This is a genomic window from Rhodococcus sp. B10 (assembly GCF_011770055.1).
GTDB classification, from domain to species: domain Bacteria; phylum Actinomycetota; class Actinomycetes; order Mycobacteriales; family Mycobacteriaceae; genus Rhodococcoides; species Rhodococcoides kyotonensis_B.
This window is the reverse complement of the sequence record NZ_JAAFYV010000059.1, coordinates 1-17,421: the sequence shown is the minus strand read 5'-3', so window position 1 is coordinate 17,421 and position 17,421 is coordinate 1. Positions and strand designations below refer to the sequence as shown.

Sequence of the window (17,421 nt, the reverse complement as noted above, 5' to 3'; positions counted from 1 at the left end):
TGGAGGCCGAGAAGCAGTACTGAAAGTTACGTGCGCCTGCTGCAGCGGCCTTTTCCACGTGGCGCGGCGTCGCTACCCATACCCAGCACTGCGCGAGTTCGTCGGCAGTGAGCTCGGCGATTACCTCGAGTGTGTTGGCCATCGGCGGAACCTTGTCCGCCCGTGCGAGCGAACCGATTTCGATCTCTGGTACGCCGAGTGCGATCAGTTCTCTGATCACGTCGAGTTTGCGCTCGGTCGAGAGTAATTTGCCGGTCAGCTGCAGACCGTCGCGCATGGTGACATCGCGCAGTCGGGCAGCGGGGGTGAATTCGTACATCAGATACCTATCTCTTCGTTTGCTCGACCCAGCAGGTCCTCGAGAACTTCCGCGGTGTGCTCACCGAGTTCGGGCCCGACCGAACGAATCGGAAGGGACTTGTCGCCTATGACGGGAACGATTCCCACGAATCCGACGTCGGTCAGCTCGCTCTCGCCCGTGTCGACCTGGAAGTTCTGAATCATGTTGCGCGCGTTGTACTGGTCATCGGCAACGATATCGGCCGCGGTGTAGATCGGACCCGAGGGCACTCCGGCTGCGTCGAGAATCTTCAACGCCTCGTCCCGGGAGTGCAGTCCTGTCCATGCAGAAATGGCGGCGTCGAGCTCGTCGCGACGCTTCCAACGCCCTGCGTTCGACGTCAGGTCGGGGTCGGCACCGAGGTCGGGACGATCGATGGTCTCCATGTAGCGCTGGAAGATCGCGTCTCCGTTGCCCGCGATGATGATGGAATGACCGTCGTTGCACGGGTAGGCATTCGAGGGAGCGATGCCTTCCATTCGACCGCCCACGCGCTCACGCTCGACGTCGTAGGCGAGGTAGTCGGGGATGAGTGATTCCATCATCGACAGGATGGACTCGTTGAGGGCGACGTCGATGGACCGCTGCGACAGCGATAGCGTGGACTTTGCTGTCTGCCGTTGGAACAGTGCCATGACGCATCCGAACGCTGCGTACAGGCCGGCGATCGAGTCGCCGATGGATACGCCCACGCGCACGGGTGGCCGATCCGGGTCACCGACGAGGTTGCGGAAGCCGCCGTAGGCCTCGGCCACTGCTGCGAATCCGGGCCGCGCCGACATCGGGCCGGTCTGCCCGAAGGCGGAGATACGAGTAATGATGAGGTCAGGGTTTTTCTCGCTCAGCACCTCTGGCGAGATGCCCCACTTCTCCAGGGTTCCGGGGCGAAAGTTTTCGAGGAGAATGTCGCACTTCGCGGCGAGATCGATGACGTCCTGACGTCCCTGTTCTGTACGCAGATCCAGCACGATCGACTTCTTGTTGCGGTTGATCGTGCGATACAGCATGGACGTCGTACCCGAGTAGAGGCGCCAGTTGCGTAGTTCGTCGCCGGTACCGGGACGTTCGACCTTGATGACCTCGGCACCGAAGTCCGCCAGCATGCGGGCAGCGGTGGGGGCGGCGATGTAGTTTCCGAGTTCGAGTACACGTACCCCGCTCAGCGGAAGGTCTGCGGTGGTCATGGTGTTCCTTTCGGCGCTCACAGGATGTAGCTCATGGGCATGATGATCAGGATGGCGATGACGGACGCGACGGATACACCGACGGAACACGTCTTGAGAGTTCCGCGGGTGGTTTGACCCATCAGGGATTGCAGCAGCCAGAACGTGTTGCTGGTGACGTGGACTGCGAACAGTGAACCGGCACCTGCGGCGAGGGCGATGAACACCGGATCGAGTCCGATGAGCGGTGCGACGGGTGCAAGGATGCCTGCGGAGGTGATGGCGGAGATGGTCACCGATCCGACGGCGATGTGCAGGGCGGCGGCGATAACCCACACCATTAACAGTGGGGCTGCGGTGCTTGCGGTGAAGTACTGACCGAGGATTTCGCCGAGGCCGGCTTCGTTGATGACTGCAGCCAGCGAACCACCGACACCGGTGAGGATGAGGATCTGACCGCTCTCGGCGAATCCACGTGCGATTGCCTTCTCGACGCGCTTCTGGCCGACATGGTAGCGACCGATCAGGCAGGTTCCCACCAGACCGATGAGAAGTGCAATGACCGGGCTGGCGATGAACTCGACAACGGGCTGCGAAAGTTCGGCGACTTCGAGAACTGCGCCGAGCGCGATGAGTCCCAGCGAGAGCAGGAGCGGGGAGAGCAGCACCACGAGTCGGGTCTGCTTCTCGACGCGCACCTTCTGTGCCACCCCTCCGCCCGCCGACGCCTCGATCGGTTCGCTGTCGGAAGGATCGTCACCGTCGACCGGACCGACCGTCTCGTCGATGACCGCCACTTGTTCTTCGTCCTTCGCTTCGTTCCACCAACCGTGGCGGAAGACGAAAGACATGATCGCCACCGACAGCACGACAACGGGAACAATCAACACGAGTCCGTAGATCATCATCTTGCCCAGCGGCACCCCGAGCAGTCCGGCCAGAGCGAGTGCCGCAACCCCCGGGACCATGAACACGATGCCGCATTCGAGTGCGATGGCCAGTGCGGTCGCCATCCGTGCCGTGCCGTACTTCCCGATTTTCGGGGCGAGATTGCGTGCGAGCGGCGCCGAGATGACGAGTAGTACGTCGAGGAAGATCGACTGCAGAACCGTTGCGATCGTCAACGACAATGCGTACGGCATTCGCTTGGGACCGAAAGTTTTGAGCAAGGTTCCGACCAGGCGCTGAATTGCATTCATCTCCTGGAGAACCGACCCCATGAGTACGCCGAAGGCAATCAGTAATCCGACTTCGGCCATGATCTCGCCGAACCCGCCGGTGATGGTGTCCACCGTCTTCTCGACTCCGAGCTTCGTTGCGAGGCCTAGGTAAGCAGCACCGAGCACGAGCGAGACGACGGGGTTGAAGCGAAATCGAACGATGAAAACCACCACCGCCAATACGGCCACGGCGGTATTGATCACGATCCACATGTCGGACATCGGTTGGTCTTCCCAGGAGTTGTGAGTGGCGTCATTGCTAGTAGCTGGTGTGACGCGCCACACTGACACCCATATTATGGGCACACATTCGCTTTGTGAGCAAGCGCCGTCGGGTTGGACGACTTTCTCTCCGCACCCGGTAGGCCACAATCGCCGCCGGTGCCGTTCGTAGGTGTCTACGATTGGTCACACGCCTTCTGCTCGTGTGGCGATTCGACGGTTGCCGACGCACTCCGAATGACCTCCGGCATCTGGGGCTACATTCGACATGTGCACACGGAAGGTTCTTCGACACCGAAACAGCAACCATTGCTCGTGCTCGGCAAGATCACCGAGATCCTCGACGCGTTCTCCTTCGACAGGCCATCGATGACTCTCGGCGAAATCCAGCAGGCCACTGGACTGCCGACATCGACGGCCCAGCGTTTGGTGACCAATCTCGTGCAGCAGGGCTTTCTCGATCGCAGCGGTGACCGCATTCGCATCGGGACTCGAATGTCGTTCTGGGCTGCCACCGCTGCCAAAGATCTCGATGTTCTGTCCACAGTGACTCCATCGTTGAAGAGTCTGCGCAACGAGACCACCGAGACTGCGTGTTTCTTTCGCGCAGAACAAAATTACCGGGTGTGTGTCGCTCTTGCGGAAACACGTCATCCGCTTCGACGAGAGATGTACGTCGGTAAAATCGCACCTCTCAACGCCGGCTCCGCCGGCCGAGTGTTGCTCGCATACGATCGCGAACTCGCCGATCGAGTGCTGGCGCAGGATCTTCGAGCGGTCACCGACAGAACCGTCACCGACGCCGAAGTTTTTCGGAAGCTATTGGACAGGACCAGGTCTGACGGGTATGCGATCACGACAGGTGAACGTGATACCGGTGCTTCGGGTCTATCGGCTCCGGTGTTCGACTCTGCGGCCGACATAGTGGGAGCAGTACTCATCAGCGGTCCGACCCTGCGCATGCCGTTGTCGACGTGCGAGACCTGGGTGGACACGCTGGTTTCTCATGCCGAGCAGATCACCCGAACCCTCGGTGGACGGTATCCCGTGATGTAACCGGCCTCATAAATGAGGCTCGATCGCATGCGCCGCAATCCCGCACAATCTACGACTGCACCCGCACCTTGCGTGCAAGCGTCTTTCCGGCTTCGGTCATCGCCTGTCGGTCGGTTGCGACGAGGACGTCGAAGAAGCGATCGCGATACGCCCCAAGATCGTCTCCTACGGAACCGACTACGGCGATGACGGGCACGGCATCAGCGCGCGCGAGTATTGCCGAGACGATTTTTCCTGCTGCGCTCTGCGAGTCGAGTCGCCCTTCCCCGACGATCACCGCAGATGCTTGTGTCAGTGCGTCGCCGAAGCCGATGGCATCGAGGACGAAGTCGGCACCCGAGCGCAGTGCGGCGTCGAATTGCGCCCACATCCCGCCCGCAAAACCGCCGGCAGCTCCGGTACCGGGGACGCCGCGCGGATCCTTGGGGAGGGTCGAAGCGAATGTATCGAGACGGCCGGTCAGTTCGTTCACGGCGAGAGTGTTCGCGCCTTTCTGTGGACCGAACACCTGTGCTGCGTCGAGGTACGTGGTGGTGACATCGGTCAACACCTCGACTCGCGCACCGGACAGGCCGCCTGCGTCCTCGATCGCCTCGATGGCACCCGCTCCGCCGTCGGTGGTGGCCGAGCCGCCCGCGGCGATCACGATGTGTCGTGCGCCGCGGCGATAGGCGTCGACCACAAGGATGCCGGTGCCTCGAGTACTGGCGGCGATCGGATCACGAAACCCGTTGTGCACCGTCGTTATTCCGCTGACAGACGCGATTTCGATCAACGCGGTTCCGGAATCCGAAAGCCCGTATCTACCGGAGGCCGGCACGCCCCATGGATTGACCGAATCAACTACGACAATGCCGAGGCCGAGAGGTTCGGCAAGTGCGTCGAGGGTTCCTTCACCGCCGTCGGCCACCGGCATTTCGCGTGCGATGCCGGATTCTGCTCGAATACCTCGCGCTATAGCGTGTGCGACCGTCGCCGCTGAGAACGTTCCTTTGAAACTGTCGGGTGCGACCAAGAACATGCTCCGTGACCTCTGTTCATATAGCGAGTTGGAACCCACATAGTAGGTCATGCAGGTGGCAGTGACGGCGCTTTGCCACACCCGGTGCACTTTCGGAGAGAGCGCGAGGAGCCCCCGCCGGGTTAATCGTGCAGCAATGGCGACGACTCTGCCGTCGAGCACCTGACACGTGAACTTTCAGGCCAGCACGGCAATCACGTCTGGCTCGCATGAGCGATACAGCCGACGAGCCTGGGGGCAGAAAGCGACCGGCTAGAATGTGATCCGTAAGATATCTGGCTCTCGTGACCAGTTCGTAAGTCGCTGATCGCGCCTGAGCGGCCACACGCCGTTGCCCCTCTGGCGTTTGCTTGTCGAAGGTCAAAACTGAAGAACAGAAAACGGCGTGCAGAACGCTAGCTTATGGCGCACGGTGCTGGGCGTCGAGAGCACTGTCATCGAGGACATCGACTTCAACGACGACGCGCGAGCGATCGTGGCCCACGTCAGACCGGCACGGGCCACCAGAGAACGATGTGGTGCCTGCAGATCGAAGGCCTCCTGGTACGACCGTCGGCAGGGTCGACGGCAGCTGCGCGGCCTGGATGTGGGAAGGATGGAGGTATGACGGCCTTGAATGAGAGCGCGGTTCGGTGGCCCGGCTGTCGGGCGAACAGGGGACGAGGACGAACGGTGTGTGTACGCCATCACTGGAATCCGTGCGCGCAAACTCGGAGAGGCACAGCTCTACTCGACAGCGTCGCGTTCGCGGCAACTGTGAAGCCGCAGTGCGGCATAGTGCGAGTACGCGATCGGCGACCGACGATGGGCGTTGCTGCAAAAGGAGTTCGGTGCATGTGGCCGTGCCAATTCGAGGTGCCCGAGTTGCCCGTCGCGTGTCTGAGCCAGTCTGGCGTCGAGGGTATCGAGCATCCCGGTCAGTTTGAGAGTCTTCAACGCGGTTCTCAAAGACGGGTCTCAATGGTCGTCGCAGGTTCCTCCGAGTCGAGTGTGGTTGCACAGCTGCATGATAGGATGTTGTTCATACTGTAGGTTCGGTGTCGAACACGCTGGGCCCTCGGAGCATCGCCGGTGGCGGCGGAGCTGACAACTGATCGTCGGGGTGATCTCTTTCTCGGTTCCCGCGACGAGATAACCTTTGACGGTGCGGTAGCGCACGTCATCGAGTTCGAGCGCCCGCGCGCAGGCGGGGTCGATTCGGACGTCGGGATATTGTCGCGGAGTCGGATGATCGCTTGGTTAGCGCGGAGTCGGTGAATTGCGTTGACATAGGACAATTCGTCGTTTACACGTGTTGTGCCAGCCCGATTTGTTCGCTTGGGTTCGGCACCAGGTGACACTGCGCATAGTGTGTGCGACCTTGTGCGGTGGGTAGTGCTCGAAGTTCGTCGACCGCCCGGTCAGATGCAGAACGTGAGTGGCGGCGACAGCATCGTCGTGAAAGACCTGCACGATGTCTCCAGCGCTGCGGACGGTGGCCTTCTGCCCGAGCAAGCGCCCCACGGCACCGAGTAGAACGCCTTTTCCGGCTTTGACATGGCAGTCCGGTGTGACGGTGCCTACCGAATACCGCACGGTCTCGAGCGGGCGCGCCGGTAGTGGGGCGAGAGCGGATCGTTCGGCCGCCTCGAACATCGCCGAGGGTGTCACGCCGTTGAGTGAGCGGCGCCGGTGGTGCCCGTATACCCTGGTGGCCCAATGCAATGCCGCGTTCTGCATTTGCTCGAGTGAGGTGCAGTCGCGGCCCGCCCTGAACGAATCACGGATATAGGGCATGGGTCGTTCGACGCGGGGTTTGTCCTTGGGTTTACGGGGCCGGGCGGGATCGATGAGGGTGCCGTAGAAGCTCGCCAGCTCGTGATAGGCGGGGTTGATCATCGGGTCGTAAAGATCGGGACGTTCCGGCTTTGAGGTTGTCGCAGACCAGCCGGGCGGGGACGCCGCCGAAGTACTCGAACGCCGCGACGTGGGAGGCATTCCACGATGCCTGATCCATCCGGAAGACGAGTTGGACGAACATCTTGCGGGAGCACGCCAAGATCATCACGAACGCCCACACGGTGACGCGGCGGCCCAGTCTCGGGTCGAACCACATGCCGAGTTTGCCGTAGTCGATCTGTGTTTCGCTGCCCGGTTCGACGGTGCCGCGGGGGATGGTCGCTTTCTCACAGGCGTTGCTGGGCGAATGTTGTTGTGATGTAACGTCGGAAGGTCGATTCGGACACCTCGACGTGGTAGTCGTCGCGTAGTCGTTGGGCGATGGTGCGACGGTGACGGGTACATCGAGCTGTTCTGTGATCCACTCACGTTGCGGTGCGATGTGCTCCCACGTCAGTGCGCGGGCCGCTGGATCGGACCATGCAGGGAACCACCGGTCGATGCGTTCACGCCCGGGCTGTTCGTCGAATACCTCCTCCGTGCCGGTTCGAGACCGTCGGCGAGCGTTGGTTGGAGATACTTACGGATGGTTTTGCGGTCAAGTCCCAGCGCGTCGTGAAGTTCGACCTGGGATCGTTCGGCGTTCAAGTGTCGGAACATCTCGATGAGATCGTTCACGGCGAAAGACTTCCCCGTCACCTCAGGCCCCTTCCCCGAGCCCTCCGTAGGACTCATGTCAGGAGCGAACCTGAGCAGCACCCGGACCCCGCACCGAAACGCCCCAGGATGGGGAATTACGTGACAGTGGGTGAGGAATTACTGACCGACAACCCCTCAGGCCTGAGGAATTACGTGACCGCTGACAATCTGCTCCTGAAATCCCGGTCCTTGGCCTACGCGCGAGCTTCTCGTAACCAACATAGTTAGAGCTCGATGTGGTGGCCCACCTGAACTCGCTGATCACCATGGTCACCTGCAGGAGAACGCCTACCACGCCAAGCGACATGACCGCACGCGACGAGGTAGCAGCTAACCAGGTCGCCAGGCGCTCGGGGCCATCCCGCTTGAGTCGCTGTTTTGGAACGCGGAACACTGCGCAATGACGCTCCCCGCTGGCCAGCAACTTTCGGGAGGTCGGCGATTTACTGACGGGGAGCGCAAAACTCGCCTGTAAGGGGAAGCCAATGTAGATGTGGATACAGAGTGTTAATCATTCAATGGCGTTGGTTACAGATCGTAGGCTGTCCGAAAGTCTTGCTGGGTTCAGAGTGAAAAGACATCGCACGTAACGCGGAGTTTCCGCGTGTCAGCCCACTCGGAGGACTCGATTTCATGACAGACAATGCCGACGCCCGGACGATCTCGCACTGGTTCGACAACAAGAGTTTTACCGGTACCAGCGGCAACAGCGCTTTGGTGACAAATCCGGCGACCGGTGCCGTGACCGGTCGTGTCGCCCTCGCCAGTATCGAGGATGCCCGCGCGGTGATCGACTCCTCCGCGGCCGCGTTCCCCGCCTGGCGCGACACCTCCCTCGCTAAGCGCACTCAGGTGATCTTCAAGTTCCGCGAACTGCTCAACGAACGCAAAGGCGAGTTGGCGGAGATCATCACCTCCGAGCACGGCAAAGTCGTCTCCGACGCATTGGGTGAGGTCTCTCGCGGCCAGGAAGTCGTCGAATTCGCCTGCGGCATGCCCCACCTGCTCAAGGGCGGCATGACCGAAAACGCCTCCACCAACGTCGACGTCTCCTCCCTCCGCCAGCCCATCGGCCCGGTAGGCATCATCTCCCCGTTCAACTTCCCCGCCATGGTTCCGATGTGGTTCTTCCCTATCGCCATCGCCGCCGGCAGCACCGTCGTCCTCAAGCCCAGCGAGAAGGACCCCACCGCCGCGATCTGGATGGCCGAACTCTGGGCCGAGGCCGGACTGCCCGCCGGGGTCTTCAACGTCCTGCAGGGCGACAAGTCCGCCGTCGACGAACTGCTCACAAACCCCGCGATCAAGGCCATCAGCTTCGTCGGGTCCACCCCGATCGCGCAGTACGTGTACGCCACCGGCACCGCCAACGGCAAACGCGTCCAGGCCTTGGGCGGGGCGAAGAACCACGCCATCGTCTTGCCCGACGCCGACCTCGACCTGGCCGCCGACGCCATGGTCAACGCCGGCTTCGGCTCCGCCGGCGAACGCTGCATGGCCATCTCCGCCCTGGTCGCGGTCGGCGATATCGCCGACGAACTCGTCGCGAAGATCAAGGACCGCACGAACACGCTCAGGATCGGCGACGGCACCCGCGACTCCGACATGGGACCGCTGGTGACCAAGGTGCACCGCGACAAGGTCGCCTCCTACATCGACGCCGGCGAAAACGACGGCGCCACCATCGTCGTCGACGGGCGCACCGTGCAAGCCGACGGTGGCGAGGACGGGTTCTGGCTCGGACCCACCCTGATCGACCACGTCACCACCGACATGAGCGTGTACACCGACGAAATCTTCGGACCCGTGCTGTCGGTGATCCGCGTCGACTCCTACGAGCAGGCGCTCGACCTCATCAACTCCGGCCCGTTCGGCAACGGCACCGCGATCTTCACCAACGACGGCGGCGCGGCCCGGCGGTTCCAGAACGAGGTCGAGGTCGGCATGGTCGGCATCAACGTCCCGATTCCGGTTCCCACCGCGTATTACTCCTTCGGTGGCTGGAAGAACTCGCTGTTCGGTGACACCCACGCCCACGGCATGGAAGGCGTGCACTTCTTCACCCGCGGCAAGGTCGTCACCAGCCGCTGGCTCGACCCCAGCCACGGCGGCATCAACCTCGGCTTCCCCCAGAACAACTGAGCAGGAAAGGACCTACGGTCATGACGACAACAGTCTCCCAGGACATCCTGCCCACCGGCCAGTCCCTCGACGCGGCCCGTGCCGAGGGGGAGCGGACGTACGCGCTCGACCGGGCGCACGTGTTTCACTCATGGTCCGCGCAGGAGCAGATCACCCCGATGACGATCCTCGCGTCCGAGGGATCGTATGTGTGGGACGGCGCCGGAAACCGGTTGCTGGACTTCTCGTCCCAGCTCGTCAACACGAACATCGGGCACCAGCACCCCAAAGTCGTTGCCGCCATAAAGGACCAGGCCGCGAAGCTGTGCACGATCGCACCGCAGTACGCGAACGACGCCCGCTCCGAGGCGGCCCGACTGATCGCGGAGCGGACCCCGGGCGATCTGAACAAGGTGTTCTTCACCAACGGCGGCGCCGACGCCAACGAGCACGCTGTGCGTATGGCCCGCCTGCACACCGGCCGCTACAAGGTGCTGTCGCGGTACCGCTCGTATCACGGTGGCACGGACACGGCGATCAACCTCACCGGTGACCCGCGCCGGTGGCCCAACGACTACGGCAACAGCGGGGTCGTCCACTTCCATGGACCGTTCCTGTACCGCACGCAGTTCCACTCGGAGAACGAGCAGCAGGAAACCGAGCGTGCGCTCGACCACCTCGACCAGCTGATCCGCCTCGAGGGGCCGAACTTGATTGCAGCGATCGTCCTCGAATCGGTTCCCGGGACCGCGGGAATTATGGTGCCCCCGCCCGGCTACCTGGCCGGCGTCCGCGAGATCTGCGACCGCTACGGCATCGTGTTCATCGCCGACGAGGTGATGTGCGGGTTCGGCCGCACCGGAAAGTGGTTCGCGATCGACCATTTCGGTGTCGTCCCCGACCTGATCACGTTCGCGAAGGGGGTCAACTCCGGCTACGTACCGCTCGGTGGTGTCGCGATCAGCGAGAAGATCGCGGCGACGTTCGCCGACCGGCCGTACCCCGGCGGACTCACCTACTCTGGGCACCCGCTCGCCACCGCAGCCGCCGTCGCGACGATCAACGCGATGGAGGACGAGCGGATCGTAGAGAACGCCGCCAGGGTCGGTGCCGAGATCCTCGGCCCCGGACTGCGGGGCCTCGCCGACCGGCACCCGTCGCTCGGTGAAGTTCGCGGACTCGGCGTGTTCTGGGCGATCGAACTCGTCGCCGACCGTGCCACGAAGGAACCGCTCGCTCCGTACGGCACCTCCAGTCCGGCGATGAACGAGGTGATTGCGGCGTGCAAGGCAGGAGGATTGCTGCCGTTCGCCAATTTCAATCGCGTTCACGCTGTGCCGCCGTGCACCGTCACCGAGGCCGAGGCCCGTGAGGGGCTCGCGATCCTCGACACGGTTCTCGACATCGCGGACGCACACACAAAGAAGTGAAATCCCAGTCCTCCCTATGGTCAACGACGCTCACAGGGAGGGCACTTCTTTGTCTGCTCTGATCCGATCCGCCACGTCAGACCGGCTGTCGCCCGCATCTTTCGCTCGTTTCGCCCAATCGAGTGTGAGGGCGTAGCCACGCCGAACCAATCCACTGTTCCCTGCGATCTCAACGGAGAGAATCGAATGAGTTCGACCCTGCCTGCATACTCGTTTCCTGTTCCGGAAGGCTATGTTGCGGAGGAGGACCGAACACCGATTCCCGACAAGGCGATTCTCGACCGCCTGACAACCGGAGCGTTCGACCTACAGGTCGAACAGACCCCCCAGGAGGGGGAGCGGTCGGGCGCGGAGCTGCGGGTCTTTCTTTACAGCGGCGGCGAGACGGTTTCCCTGGAACGGGTGCTACGACTGCTCGGGAGCCTCGACCTCGAAGTGGTAGATCAGCGCAGTTCCGTGTACCGGCGCGCAGACGCGCTGGTCTGCCGGCAATACGACTTCCAGGTGGTGGTCGGTCCTCTCGCCGCCGCATTAACGACCGGCCCGGTTGCTACCGAGGCGCTTCTCGATACCCTTCGGGCATTGTGGGCAGGCCGGGCGGAAGCGGATCGTTTCAACGTTCTCGTTCCCGCCGCCGGACTGGACTGGCGTGAGGTCGTGCTCCTACGTGCCTACGCGCGGTTCTTGCGGCAAACCGCACTGCCATACGGGCAGAGCCGAATCGAGTCCGTCCTCTCCTCACGGCCGGATCTCGCGGCCTCACTGGTGAAACTCTTCCACGCGCAGTTCGACCCTCATCGGTCCGCAGACCGAGCCGGTGAGGTCGAACGCTGCACGAGGGAAGTCGAACTACTCCTCGAAGAGGTCGAAGGTCTCGACGCCGATCGCATCATCCGGGCATACGTCAGCCTGATCTCCGCAACCACGCGCACCAACTTCTACCGTGCGGGAACACTGGATTGCCACCGGCCACAGCTGTCGCTGAAGCTGCGATCCCGGGAGATCGACGAACTTCCTCGCCCCCGCCCCCTCCACGAGATCTTCGTGTATTCGCCCGATATGGAGGGTGTCCACTTGCGGTATGGCCTCGTCGCCCGCGGGGGCCTACGCTGGTCGGACCGCCTCGACGACTACCGCACCGAGATCCTCGGTCTCGCGAAGGCCCAAGCAGTGAAGAACGCCGTCATCGTCCCCGCCGGCGCGAAGGGCGGGTTCGTGGTGAAGAACTCGGCAATGGCCGGCGTCGACGCCTATCGTCACTTCATATCCGGGCTGCTCGACGTCACCGACAACCGTTCGGCGACAGGGGAGGCAGTTCACCCGGACGCAGTGGTGTGCCGCGATGGCGATGATTCCTACCTTGTGGTCGCCGCAGACAAGGGCACGGCGACGTTCTCGGATGTTGCCAACGCCCTCGCCGCCGATCACGGTTTCTGGCTGGGTGACGCGTTCGCATCCGGCGGGTCGGTCGGATACGACCACAAGAAGATGGGTATCACCGCGCGGGGAGCATGGGTTAGTGTCACCCGGCACCTAGCGGAGATGGGTATCGATGTCGATCGTGGCTCTTTTACGGTTGCGGGTATCGGTGACATGAGCGGGGACGTGTTCGGAAACGGCATGCTCGCGAGCGAGGGGATAGCGCTGGTAGCAGCCTTCGACCATCGACACATCTTCATCGACCCGACCCCGGACGGTGAGTCGGCGTGGTGGGAGCGTCGGCGGCTATTCGACTTGCCTGGATCCACCTGGGCTGACTACGACCGCTCCCTCATCAGTGCGGGTGGCGGGGTCTGGTCGCGCGAGGCCAAATCGATCCCGGTGACCGAGCCCATGAAGATCGCTCTCGGGCTCGACGCACCGGTCACCGTGTTGACCCCACCGGAAATGATTCGTGCCATCCTCACCGCGCCCGTCGACCTGCTCTTCAACGGCGGTGTGGGCACGTACGTGAAAAGCTCGGCGGAGACACATACCGCGGCGGGGGACAAGGCCAACGACAGCGTGCGTGTAGACGCAAACGAATTGCGGGCCCACGCCGTCGCCGAGGGCGGAAACCTCGGGGTGACGCCGCTCGCTCGCATCGAGTTCGCTCGTGCAGGTGGTCGTATCAACACCGACGCCCTCGACAACTCCGCAGGAGTCGACTGCTCTGACCACGAGGTCAATATCAAGATTCTTCTTGACGCCGCATCGCCGCACCACCGTCTCGATCCGGACCTTCGGCCGGTGGTGCTGGCTGATCTCACCGACGACGTGGCCGAACTCGTGCTCGCCAACAACGACGCCCAGAACCGGGTCCTCGGAGACTCCCGCTGGAACGCGCCCCGAATGATCGACGTCCACGAACGGATGGTGGCGGATTTCGTCGAGAACCGCGGTCTGGATCGTGAGCTGGAGGCCTTCCCGTCCTCCGACGGGTTCGCAGCGCTGGCGGAGGAAGGGCAGGGACTGACGTCACCGGAATTGGCGACCCTGCTCGCGCACGTCAAGCTCGATCTGAAGACCGATCTCGAAGGATCGGACATGTTCGACGACGACTACTTCGCTGCCCGGCTCGCGAAATACTTTCCACCGCCGCTGAGCAGTCTCGTTCCGGTCGACGAGCACCCGCTGCGCCGGGAGATCATGTCCACCGAGGTCGTCAACGACCTGGTCGCACTAGGCGGCCTAACCTACGCTCACCGGTTGAAAGAGGAGACCGGTGCCAGCCCGGCGGACATCCTGCGGTCCTTCGTGATCACCGCGGAGGTATTTGGTCTCGTCGACCTATGGTCCGACATCGCCGCGGCGAAGCTGTCACCGGCGACCGAATACGAACTGATCGTCGAGGCACGCCGGCTATTGGACCGCGGGTCGCGGTGGTTTCTGGCAAACCGGAAGCAGCCGCTATCGGTTGACGCGGAGATCGAACGGTACCAATCGACCATCCAGTCCCGGTCCACCGAGGTCGCGCACTGGCTGCGGGGCACGGAAAGGCGGGCGATGGACGTGATATACGAGGAATACCGACAGGTGGGAGTGCAGGCGACGGTAGCGCGTCGCGTCGCGGATGCGCTCTACCGGTTCAGTCTTCTCGACATCGTCGATGTCGCGTCAGATCTGGACCGTGACGTCGCCGAGACCGCGGCGGTGTACTTCGCCCTGTCCGACCACCTCGGCGTCGACCGGTGGCTCATCAAAGTCTCCGCGCTGCCGCGGGGAGAACGGTGGCACACGCTCGCACGCCTTGCGCTGCGCGACGATCTCTACCGGTCGGTGCGTCTACTGACCCAAGATGTGCTGGCGGCCGCCGTGCCCGGAGACACACCGGAGATGCGAATCGAGCAGTGGGAGAAGGACAACCATGCTCGGATCGAGCGGGCGCGGCGGACATTGAGCGAAATCGACGCTTCCTCGGTGTCGGATCTTGCATCCCTGTCCGTTGCTGCCCGACATATCCGGTCGATGGCCGAGCCGCATCGCCAGCTTCACGAGATTGCCAGCACCACCGATGCGTGAGGTGCCTCCATCGCTGATGGCGACGCCGACGACCAGACGTCGCGACAAATGACCGTCACAATGACCTGTGACGAGCACCTGGCAGTATCGGACGTACTCCGTGCTGCTCAGGTGCTCGTTACCAGCGCCGAGCGGGCCTGTCCGGGTACACCATGCAGTCATTGGGCGGAGCATTGATCGCATCTTCCGGGTGGTCGCAGCGAACCGAGAGTTGAATGACGGAGATCGTCACGGCGCTGATCAGGTTGGCCCGCCGCACGGCCGAATCGACGATCCATCGCCACCGCCACTCGACTGAATGCGGCGGCCATAGCTGGAATACCGGTGCTCATCGCGACCTGACCACCCCCATGGACTTGACCGACACCAGTCGCACCTTCGGCGATGGCGTGTGGTTGGTCGGGCTGGGCGATCTGCACGATCCAGGCGCGGTCGTCGACGCGGTGTCGGTGGCATTGGAACTGCGCGAGGGCCGCGGCGCCCCACCCGAAACGCTGCTCGTCGAGTACCTCATGACACGGAAGCTGCTGCTTGTACTGGACGCCTGCGAGCACCTTGTCGAACCCGTCGCCGCCCTTGCCGAAACCCTCCTTCGCGTCTGCCCGGACCTCCGGATTCTCGCGACGAGCCCGGGAACCGCTCGGCGTTGGGGGAGAAGCCATCCAAGTGCCACCCCTCACGATGCCGAACCCCAACCATCGAGCGGCGGCAGGCGGCGGGTTCGGCCACTACGAGGCGATGAAAGTCTTCGCCGAACGCGAAACGACGGCGGTCTCGGAATGTCACAGCAGCGAGGAAAATCAGGACGTCATCGCAACGATCTGCCGACGCCTCGATGGTCTGCCGCTGGCGATCGAACTGGCGGCGGTGCGGCTGTGGGTGATGTCGGCGGAGCAGGTCCTGCAACGGCTGACCCGCCGCTACACCCTCATGACAACGGGCCGCCCGGGGGGCCCGGCACGGCAGCAAACCATGCTGTTGTGTATCGACTGGAGCCGCGAGTTGTGCACCGCAGCCGAGCGGAAACTGTGGGGACGGCTGACTGTGTTCGTTCTCAGGCGGCTTCGAACTCGACGCCGTCAAAGGAATCTGCGCCCAGACTATGGCGTCGGACCAGGTAGTAGACGTTGTGGCGTCGCTGATCGACAAATCGATCCTCATTCGGGAGGAGGTCGCGGGAGCGGTGCGGTACCGACTGCTTCGAGACGCTGCGCGACTACGGTATGGAACGGCTGCAGGAGACCGGCGAGTTCGGCTCGCTGTTGCGGCGGCACCGGGACTGGTACGAAGAACTGGTGCTGCAGGCGGAATCCGACTGGGTCAGTTCGCGGCAAGTGCACTGGATGGTGCGTCTCGACGCCGAGCAGCCGAACATTCTTGAGGCTCTGGAGTTCTGCCTCATTGGCACGAACGAGGCAGACGCAGGAATTCGCATGGCATCGGCGCTCTACCCGTACTGGCGGGCGCTGGGCAAGCTACGCGAAGGTATGCGGTGGCTCGTGCAGCTTCTGGCCGTTCAGGACAGCAAACCCGGTATGGAACGGACAAAGGCGTTATACGTACTGAGTGTGCTGACCGGGCTACACGATGACCGGGCAGCGTCAGCGCTCTATTCCGAGCGAGGAGGCACCCTGGCGGCACAGCTCGGCGAACGTACGGCAGCGGCACTCATGGCCGATGCCGCCGGTTATCACGCACTGGTCACTGGTGATGCCGCGACGGCGTGTGAGTACTTCGAATCCTCGCTCGCGGTCTTTCTCGCGTACGGCGACCTGCTGTACATGATCTGGTCCCTGTTCGGGCTGGCCCTGGCCAGTGACACGGACGGAAACCGGATGCGGAGTTAGCAGTGTTGGCGGGAGATTCTTGCGCTCACCGAGGCTCGAGGCGAGTCCGTCTATCGGGGATGGGCGCTGGGGGTGCGGGGATGGTTGCGCTGCAGCGTGGCGAGGACTCCCATGCGCAGGATCTGGTCATGCAGGGGCTCCAAGTCGCACGGTCGGTGGACGACCGCACCAACGCAGCAGGGTGCGTAGAGGTACTTTCATGGATCGCTGTACAAGTAGGAGATGCCCGGCGTGCCGCAAACTGATGGGGCTGCCAATTCCCTCGCCCAGACGGTAGGGAGCCCGAGCGTCATCTACCCGTACCTGCTCGTGCAGCACGCTCAGTTCGAGCAGGAGGCACGCCAGGGGATCGGTGATCGCGTGTTCGAGACGGAGTTCCGGCGCGGTCTGCAGGCGCGGTTCGAAGATGTCGCTGCATACGCCCCCGACGGTAGGGAGGAGGCAACGTCTCTGCCGGACCAGGATGCACGAGTCTCACGCGGCGGGAGCAGCAGGTAGCCGAGCTTGTCGCCGAGGGCCTTACCAACAGGGCGATCGCCGACACACTGGTCATCTCGCAACGCACCGCCCAGGGGAACGTGGAGCACATCCTCGCCAAGCTGGGTTTCACCTCTCGCACTCAGATCGCGGCATGGATCACGGAGCAAAAGCAGGCCGAGCAGCCCTGATGAGCTCGCCGCCAACCATTCGCAAAACCGTTCCCGTGTAGTCTATTTCGACTCGACCTGGCGTGAACGGTGTGCCGGCACCCTGGGCAAACGCGGCGGTACGTGCCAGGAGGGTGCCGTATGCAGATCGACACATCCGATCGTGTCCCAAGTCTGCACCGGAACAAGGAACCGTTCGAATTTCGACCCACTTTTCGTGGTGGTCGTCGTTGCTGTGTGGTGGGTGGTGGGGTGGTTTCTCACCCCGTTGGGGTG

At 63.0% G+C, this 17,421-nt stretch carries 8 protein-coding genes and 3 pseudogenes; 5 read left to right on the top strand and 6 right to left on the bottom strand.

What is annotated here, in order from left to right; all coding sequences use genetic code 11:
- The 3 genes and pseudogenes from RhoFasB10_RS25140 to RhoFasB10_RS25130 form a co-directional block, all read right to left on the bottom strand.
- Positions 1-319 (bottom strand): annotated as a pseudogene (locus tag RhoFasB10_RS25140) (hydroxymethylglutaryl-CoA lyase); the annotation flags it as partial.
- A complete protein-coding gene (locus RhoFasB10_RS25135; RefSeq protein WP_167679187.1) occupies positions 319-1,524 on the bottom strand; it encodes a CoA transferase in 1,206 nt (401 codons plus the stop codon). The pseudogene RhoFasB10_RS25140 and the gene RhoFasB10_RS25135, both read right to left, overlap by 1 nt.
- A 17-nt stretch (positions 1,525-1,541) precedes the next feature.
- On the bottom strand, positions 1,542-2,945 hold the full coding sequence (locus tag RhoFasB10_RS25130) for an SLC13 family permease (RefSeq protein WP_167679185.1): 1,404 nt from the start codon (positions 2,943-2,945) through the stop codon (positions 1,542-1,544).
- Positions 2,946-3,182: 237 nt separating this feature from the next.
- On the opposite strand from RhoFasB10_RS25130, the gene RhoFasB10_RS25125 reads away from it, so the two are divergent.
- Positions 3,183-4,001 (top strand): IclR family transcriptional regulator, encoded by an 819-nt coding sequence (locus RhoFasB10_RS25125; protein ID WP_167679165.1) that lies wholly within the window; start codon positions 3,183-3,185, stop codon positions 3,999-4,001.
- A 49-nt stretch (positions 4,002-4,050) separates the two neighbouring features.
- Here RhoFasB10_RS25125 and RhoFasB10_RS25120 read toward each other — a convergent pair whose 3' ends face one another.
- The 3 genes and pseudogenes from RhoFasB10_RS25120 to RhoFasB10_RS26530 form a co-directional block, all read right to left on the bottom strand.
- Positions 4,051-5,022, bottom strand: a complete 972-nt coding sequence (locus tag RhoFasB10_RS25120) for a glycerate kinase (RefSeq protein WP_167679163.1) — start codon at positions 5,020-5,022, stop codon at positions 4,051-4,053.
- An 849-nt stretch (positions 5,023-5,871) separates the two neighbouring features.
- Positions 5,872-5,970: pseudogene (locus RhoFasB10_RS25115) on the bottom strand (ATP-binding protein); the annotation flags it as partial.
- 859 nt (positions 5,971-6,829) lie between these two features.
- Positions 6,830-7,042, bottom strand: coding sequence for a hypothetical protein (locus tag RhoFasB10_RS26530; RefSeq protein WP_346764477.1), 213 nt, complete (start codon positions 7,040-7,042; stop codon positions 6,830-6,832).
- A 1,190-nt stretch (positions 7,043-8,232) separates the two neighbouring features.
- On the opposite strand from RhoFasB10_RS26530, the gene RhoFasB10_RS25105 reads away from it, so the two are divergent.
- The 4 genes and pseudogenes from RhoFasB10_RS25105 to RhoFasB10_RS25090 all read left to right on the top strand — a co-directional run.
- The gene (locus tag RhoFasB10_RS25105; protein ID WP_167679161.1) at positions 8,233-9,741 is read left to right on the top strand and encodes a CoA-acylating methylmalonate-semialdehyde dehydrogenase; all 1,509 of its coding nucleotides are present in this window, start codon (positions 8,233-8,235) and stop codon (positions 9,739-9,741) included.
- Positions 9,742-9,761: 20 nt separating this feature from the next.
- Complete coding sequence (locus tag RhoFasB10_RS25100) at positions 9,762-11,150, top strand: aspartate aminotransferase family protein (protein WP_167679159.1); 1,389 nt, start codon at positions 9,762-9,764, stop codon at positions 11,148-11,150.
- 186 nt (positions 11,151-11,336) lie between these two features.
- On the top strand, positions 11,337-14,651 hold the full coding sequence (locus RhoFasB10_RS25095) for an NAD-glutamate dehydrogenase domain-containing protein (protein ID WP_167679157.1): 3,315 nt from the start codon (positions 11,337-11,339) through the stop codon (positions 14,649-14,651).
- 362 nt (positions 14,652-15,013) lie between these two features.
- Positions 15,014-17,166: pseudogene (locus tag RhoFasB10_RS25090) on the top strand (LuxR C-terminal-related transcriptional regulator); the annotation flags it as partial.
- Between the last annotated feature and the right edge of the window lie 255 nt (positions 17,167-17,421).

Excerpts from the sequence above, each read along its gene's own strand:
- RhoFasB10_RS25135 (WP_167679187.1), bottom strand. The coding sequence starts at position 1,524 with ATGACCACCGCAGACCTTCCGCTGAGCGGGGTACGTGTACTCGAACTC.
- RhoFasB10_RS25130 (WP_167679185.1), bottom strand. The coding sequence starts at position 2,945 with ATGTCCGACATGTGGATCGTGATCAATACCGCCGTGGCCGTATTGGCG.
- RhoFasB10_RS25125 (WP_167679165.1), top strand. The coding sequence starts at position 3,183 with ATGACCTCCGGCATCTGGGGCTACATTCGACATGTGCACACGGAAGGT.
- RhoFasB10_RS25120 (WP_167679163.1), bottom strand. The coding sequence starts at position 5,022 with ATGTTCTTGGTCGCACCCGACAGTTTCAAAGGAACGTTCTCAGCGGCG.
- RhoFasB10_RS26530 (WP_346764477.1), bottom strand. The coding sequence starts at position 7,042 with ATGTTCGTCCAACTCGTCTTCCGGATGGATCAGGCATCGTGGAATGCC.
- RhoFasB10_RS25105 (WP_167679161.1), top strand. The coding sequence starts at position 8,233 with ATGACAGACAATGCCGACGCCCGGACGATCTCGCACTGGTTCGACAAC.
- RhoFasB10_RS25100 (WP_167679159.1), top strand. The coding sequence starts at position 9,762 with ATGACGACAACAGTCTCCCAGGACATCCTGCCCACCGGCCAGTCCCTC.
- RhoFasB10_RS25095 (WP_167679157.1), top strand. The coding sequence starts at position 11,337 with ATGAGTTCGACCCTGCCTGCATACTCGTTTCCTGTTCCGGAAGGCTAT.